Annotated in this window: 6 protein-coding genes and 3 pseudogenes; 2 read left to right on the plus strand and 7 right to left on the minus strand. The window is 47.0% G+C overall.

Translation table 11 applies throughout. The features are described from left to right. Nucleotides 1-247, minus strand: a pseudogene (locus tag V6C93_RS23480) (alpha/beta hydrolase); the annotation flags it as partial. A gap of 35 nt (nt 248-282) precedes the next feature. Here V6C93_RS23480 and V6C93_RS23490 point away from each other — a divergent pair. Further along, on the plus strand, nt 283-678 hold the full coding sequence (locus V6C93_RS23490; protein ID WP_414644252.1) for a helix-turn-helix transcriptional regulator: 396 nt from the start codon (nt 283-285) through the stop codon (nt 676-678). Nucleotides 679-887: 209 nt separating this feature from the next. Continuing rightward, nucleotides 888-1,865: a protein kinase gene (locus V6C93_RS23495; RefSeq protein ID WP_333479100.1), complete on the plus strand. Its 978-nt coding sequence runs from the start codon at nt 888-890 to the stop codon at nt 1,863-1,865. Between the two features lie 118 nt (nt 1,866-1,983). On the opposite strand, the pseudogene V6C93_RS23500 reads toward V6C93_RS23495, so the two are convergent. From V6C93_RS23500 to V6C93_RS23525, 6 genes and pseudogenes are all read right to left on the minus strand, one after another. Next, a pseudogene (locus tag V6C93_RS23500) lies at nt 1,984-2,469 on the minus strand (SRPBCC domain-containing protein). 121 nt (nt 2,470-2,590) lie between these two features. Further along, entirely contained in the window at nt 2,591-3,625 is a 1,035-nt protein-coding gene (locus V6C93_RS23505) for an SRPBCC family protein (protein ID WP_333479104.1), read from the minus strand. Beyond that, a complete protein-coding gene (locus V6C93_RS23510) occupies nt 3,570-3,920 on the minus strand; it encodes a metalloregulator ArsR/SmtB family transcription factor (protein WP_333479101.1) in 351 nt (116 codons plus the stop codon). The genes V6C93_RS23505 and V6C93_RS23510 overlap by 56 nt, the downstream gene beginning before the upstream one ends. A gap of 317 nt (nt 3,921-4,237) precedes the next feature. Next, nucleotides 4,238-4,435, minus strand: a pseudogene (locus V6C93_RS23515) (transposase family protein); the annotation flags it as partial. A 173-nt stretch (nt 4,436-4,608) separates the two neighbouring features. Next, nucleotides 4,609-4,746, minus strand: a complete 138-nt coding sequence (locus V6C93_RS23520) for a transposase family protein (RefSeq protein WP_333479102.1) — start codon at nt 4,744-4,746, stop codon at nt 4,609-4,611. A 236-nt stretch (nt 4,747-4,982) separates the two neighbouring features. Next, nucleotides 4,983-5,372 (minus strand): WD40 repeat domain-containing protein (locus tag V6C93_RS23525; protein WP_414644253.1); only part of this gene is annotated, 390 nt, incomplete at its 5' end.

The raw sequence follows: 5,372 nt of genomic DNA on the forward strand, positions 1-5,372 counted from the left end.
AGCCTGCTCTAGCCAACTCGCACATCATGCCATTCCACTGCTCTTTCTCGGCAAATAATCCGTGCAGCAGTAAAATCGGTTGTCCTGTCCCTGCTTGATTATAGGAAAGCGTTCCACTCTCGATTGGGGTAGAGCGAGTTGCGATGTCACAGGTTGAAGCAGGGGTTGCACGATTGAGCCAACCAGAGCCAACAAGCCCACTGACAACTAGAACGATGATAACTAACCGAAGAATGAACTTTCTCATGAATAGTTTTTCCTGACTATTCCAAGTCCGAGCAAATGCCGAGATACTCAACTCGATTGTTAGTGCACTATCTCAAATTTTGGGATGTGCCTGTTTCAGCCTATTTCATACCCTCATTCAGCGCTGACTATTGGCAGCGATTACTGGTGGAGTTCAACGCTAATTTGCCACGCTTTGAGGTGATGGTGCGTGTTGCTCCAGAAGTGTTGCCGCGACTACGCTATGCCGGATATTTCGCGAAGATAGAGCAGATTGGTTCACCCGATGCAGCGGGGTGGATTCCTGTTGCCATGCGGTTTGATGCACAAGAGGCAGCTTGTGCTTATGTACTGGGATTTGGCGCACAGATGAAAGTGTTAGAACCATTGGAGTTGCGCGATAGCATTGTGCAAACGGCAAAAGAAGCGATCGCACTTTATACCAAAGGGTGAGTTAATGAATTGCAGCAAGAATCGAACGACGCTAAATATTTTCAGGCTCTTGTCCTATAGCCGAACGCAGGGAAATGACTAAAAACTCTTTAGACCTTAGAAAACAGAAATATTTCAAGATCAGTTCACAAATTGCCCAGTTGGATGATAGAAAACTAAATTCTTTGCTTGGCAAAAGTGAATCGAATCAGTCAAGTACAGGTTGGGGGATGAATCACGTTGTTATCTTTGGGCAATCCAAAGTCTTTGTGAAACGTGTTCCAGTTACAGATATTGAATATGACAATCTGTTCTCTACTAAAAATCTCTATAACTTGCCAATGGGTTATAACTATGGCATCGGTTCTACTACTGGGTTAGGAGTTTTTCGTGAGCTTGTGACTCATCTCAAAACAACTCACTGGGTCTTGGAAGGTGCGATAGCTACATTTCCACTGATGTACCATTATCGGATTCTTCCTTCCTCTAAAGCGTGTGCAGATTTAGAGATTAATATCGAACATTGGGGCAATCATGCCAATTTCAAAAAATATGTGTTAGATAGGGCAAATGCTCAGTATGAATTGATTCTATTTCTGGAGTACGTTCCCTTTGTGCTAGAAACATGGTTGCGAGAGAACCCCAACAAACTTCAGCAACCCTTCAATGACTTGTGTAGGGCGATCGCCTTTTTGGGAACGAAGGGAATCATCCACTTCGACGCACATTTTCGCAATATTCTCACGGATGGTGAGCAGATCTATTTAACCGATTTTGGGTTGGCACTGGACAAGAGTTTTGTATTGACAGAAGGGGAAGAGATTTTCTTTAAGCAGAACACCTTGTATGACTACGGGGAAGTCTTGCGAAATTTAGGACATTTGATTCGAGCGCCCTATGACTCATGTTCCCAGAGCGATAAGCACAGGATTATGGAAAAATATGGCATCAAAGAAGGCTTACGACCCCATGAAGTAGGAGCCATATTACTCGATAACATCAAGCAAATTCATGCTGATGGGGACATGGAGTTGGATGAATTCTATGTTGCCAGTGTCGTCAAATACCGCGACATTATTGCACTGATGCAAGACTTCTTTGCTCAGATGTGGGGAAACGACCAGAAGGACACGCAACTTCCTCACACAAAACTACGGCTGCTGCTCAACGAGACAGGGTTTCTTCCGATTCAGAATGAAGGAGTTTGAGGATTGGCTTGTAAAATAATGTAGGTGTCCGGTCTTGGGTTAGTTCAAATGTACTAGACTCAAGTGGCTGACGAATGAAATCTATCTTTAGAAAGAGCAAAATTGAGTTGTCTTTACTTCAATGCTCCATGTCTTGAGTCTCGGACAGGTAACCAGCGAGGCGATCGAGGCATTCAGACCAGCCCTCCAGGTGCGAATCACGCGCTTCAAGGGACTTGAAGATAGCTTGATGGAAGGTTAGCTTTGTCTTGCCGTCATGCTCTGTAAAGGTCACTGTTACAAGTGTTTCGTGTTTGGGGTTGCCGTCTTCGTCCTCCCAGGCATGGGTGAAGACGAGGCGTTCCGGCTCGACAATCTCGCGATAAAGGCCTTGCAACCAATAGTCTTTGCCTTCGGGTGAGCGTAAGCAGGTGCGGTAGGCACCACCCGATCAAAAGTCCCCCTCGCTAAACGGAATTGTGAAGTCGCGTGGAGCACACCAACGCATCAGGTGTTCGCGCTCTGTCCAGACTTTGAATACAAGGCTGCGTGGTGCATCGAAGATACGGATGATGGTGAGTGAGCGTTCCGACGTTGCCGTTGTCTCACTGTTTTTTGTGACCATATTTTATCTCCATTTGTTGTTGCAACTCGTGCAGATATCCGTCTAAGTGATCGAATTACTGTTTCTAGTAGCGGCGATACGTTCTGGTAAACAGGCTAATGTTTCGCACTCGGTTGGTTCATCAACATTTTGATGCCATTGATTCGAGGAGTTCTTCGAGGCGGTTCAGGGTGTCGCGCATCCCCATTTCCATACCTGAGTGAAGATGTCCATCCCGCTGCTCAACCGACGGGTACTGGATATGGATGTGCAATGTCGTAAGCCCGTCTTGTTCGGTCAGAGTTAGTGTATTCAGGTGGTCGCTGTTGGGAATTGGTTCGTAGCGTTCGGTGGAAACCAATCGTTCCGGTGGCACAATCTCACGGTACTCTCCTGAGAACCCGTGGTCAGTGCCGTTGCTGGAGTCATGCAAAACATAGCGCCAAGTGCCGCCCACGCGCAGGTCGATCTCGCAAACGGTCACCGTCATGTTTGTGCAACCACCAAACCAGTGCTTTACGTGTTCAGGCTTAGTCCATGCCTCGAAGACAAGCTGCCGTGGGGCATTGAAGACCCGTGTCACGACAATTTCGCGATCGGACGGCAACGTCAACGTTAGGCGATTCCTCTGCTCTGCAACCATCTTCGCTAAGAACTCATCAAGACAGTCAACGCTGGAATTCCATCCTCCGATAACGCCCATCTCCTCGTGCTTGCGGCAATCTTCCGCCGTGGAGTGCATAATTCGCAGGGTGAGGCGAGTCTTATCGTCTAAGTCCTCAAAGATGGCTGTCGTTACGATAGTGCCGCTGGGTAGGTCTACCTTCACCACCTGTTCAAAGCCTTCATCAAATTGATCGGTGGCGACGATCCGTTCGGGCGGTACGACTTCCTTGAAAACACCGCTCACCGGATACTCGGTGCCATCGGAACCACACATTACATAGCGCCAGGTGCCGCCCGGTCTCAAATCCATCTGTTCGACACGGGTTGTGAAGCCTTTGGGACCCCACCACTGCTCAATATGTTTTGCCTCTGTCCACGCCTTGAACACGAGTTCGCGTGGTGCATTGAAGACGCGAGTGATGACAATCTCGCGATCGGATTGAGTATCAGTGGCATCATTCTTGTTGCCCATCTTGTTTCTCCTGGGTTTGTAACTCGTGCAGGTAATCATCCAGCCGATCAAAGCTTTCCTCCCAGAATTGGCGATATTGTTCGAGCCAGTCCTCTACGTCTTTGAGCGGCTCGGCGTTGAGCTGGCAGGGTCGCCACTGAGCCTCCCGCCCCCGCACGATCAGTCCGGCACGCTCTAGCACCTTGAGATGCTTGGAGATGGCAGGAAGGCTCATTTCAAAGGGTTTGGCTAACTCCGTGACCGATGCCTCACCCTTGGTGAGGTGAGCTAAAATCGCCCGTCGCGTGGGATCGGCAAGAGCAGCAAAGGTGGCACTCAGGCGATCGCTAGACATCTTGTATTTAACCGCACAGTTAATTAAGTACCAGGTTAAATGTACTACCCAAGAATGTCAAGTGCTTATTACATCAATTTATGAGACTAGTACAATACGGGAGGGGGATGTCTTGACCGTCGCAGTCATGCTCAGATAGAAACAGGGCAAGATTTGCAGGATACCCAACCCAGTGGTGCATTTACTTATCGGCAACGCACCCTACAAGATCGGCGATCGCACTGCGTCCATTTGGAGCCGAATAGACCATGACGACGAAAGTTTTAGAAACGACACCAGAGCGACTGATTATTCAACATGAGTAAAGATAAGTCAACTCATGTTATCCAATTTCCCGATTCGAACGTCCCAATCCTTAATCTTACTAATCCACAAAATAGAAGAATTATTCTCTGATAGCTCTTGGCTCTTAGTCGAAACCTTTCTTGGGCTACCTGGAAAATTTTTAGTAATCTAATTACGTGTTCAACAAATATTCTCTCACTAGCTTTCTCTTGATTAGCTTGAATTGTCTCTAAGTCTGATTGACTTAGAGCTTGCTCAGACGAATAGACTTATCCGCAAATGCGAAATGCTTACTGTAAAATGGTTTTAGCGATTATGAGCCAAGTGCGATGGTCGCTTTGCGAACCGCCGTAGGCATCGCCAGCGCTCAATCAACGTAAGCATGAGACTTTGAGGGGAAAATTCAGGCTAAATCATCAGAAATGGGTGCGGCATCATTGGCTTTCGTTTTGGAGATATTAAACAGCAAACCTAAAATTTCAAAGATCGGTTTTTGTCGCCGGTAAACTAGACACAAGCAGACTCCTTCTTTAGGTGACATTTCTGTTTACGCCCACCACCAGGAGCAATGATCCGAACTTTCTTTTTCTCAATTTCTGCCTGTTTCTGTAAATGACGTTGTTCGGCTAAAGCTACTAATGCTAAAAAAGGCTCATAATCAATCTACAAACACTATCTTCCTCTATTTCCGACCCCTTTTTACGGTGACCTGTACTTAGCTGAAAAATCAGCTCTTAAAGTTCCGATGCGAGGCAAGCTTACGGAGGAGCAATGCGATCAGCTTCGCTGAAGGCGATCGCACAGATGACGATCTTCCTGTGTGACGTTAGGGTTGGTCATCAGATAACCGCGTACCCAATTGCACCCGCGCTTGAATAAAATATCTCGATCCAATAGCTCTAAGTTCCACAGAAGCACGGTCTTGTCATCACTCGCTGAGGCGACGCTTTTACCATCAAGACTAAAGCTAACGCTATTGACTGCATCGCTATGCCCTTTAAGCGTTCCGAGTTCTTGTCCGTCTTTACTCCAAATTTTGATAGTCTTGTCAGCACTGGCTGAAGCGAGGGTTTGACCATCTGGACTCCAAGCAATGCTCTTAACGGACTTACTATGCTTCTGAAACGTTTTAAGTAGTTTGCCGTCTTTGCTCCAAATTTTAATAAT

Origin of the sequence: Allocoleopsis sp. (genome assembly GCF_036703385.1) — a bacterium.
GTDB lineage: Bacteria > Cyanobacteriota > Cyanobacteriia > Cyanobacteriales > Coleofasciculaceae > Allocoleopsis.

What these genes read in the sequence shown, in the direction of transcription:
- V6C93_RS23495 (WP_333479100.1), top strand. Translation starts at nt 888, where the DNA reads ATGAATCACGTTGTTATCTTTGGGCAATCCAAAGTCTTTGTGAAACGT.
- V6C93_RS23520 (WP_333479102.1), bottom strand. Translation starts at nt 4,746, where the DNA reads ATGTCACCTAAAGAAGGAGTCTGCTTGTGTCTAGTTTACCGGCGACAA.
- V6C93_RS23490 (WP_414644252.1), top strand. Translation starts at nt 283, where the DNA reads ATGCCGAGATACTCAACTCGATTGTTAGTGCACTATCTCAAATTTTGG.
- V6C93_RS23505 (WP_333479104.1), bottom strand. Translation starts at nt 3,625, where the DNA reads ATGATTACCTGCACGAGTTACAAACCCAGGAGAAACAAGATGGGCAAC.
- V6C93_RS23510 (WP_333479101.1), bottom strand. Translation starts at nt 3,920, where the DNA reads ATGTCTAGCGATCGCCTGAGTGCCACCTTTGCTGCTCTTGCCGATCCC.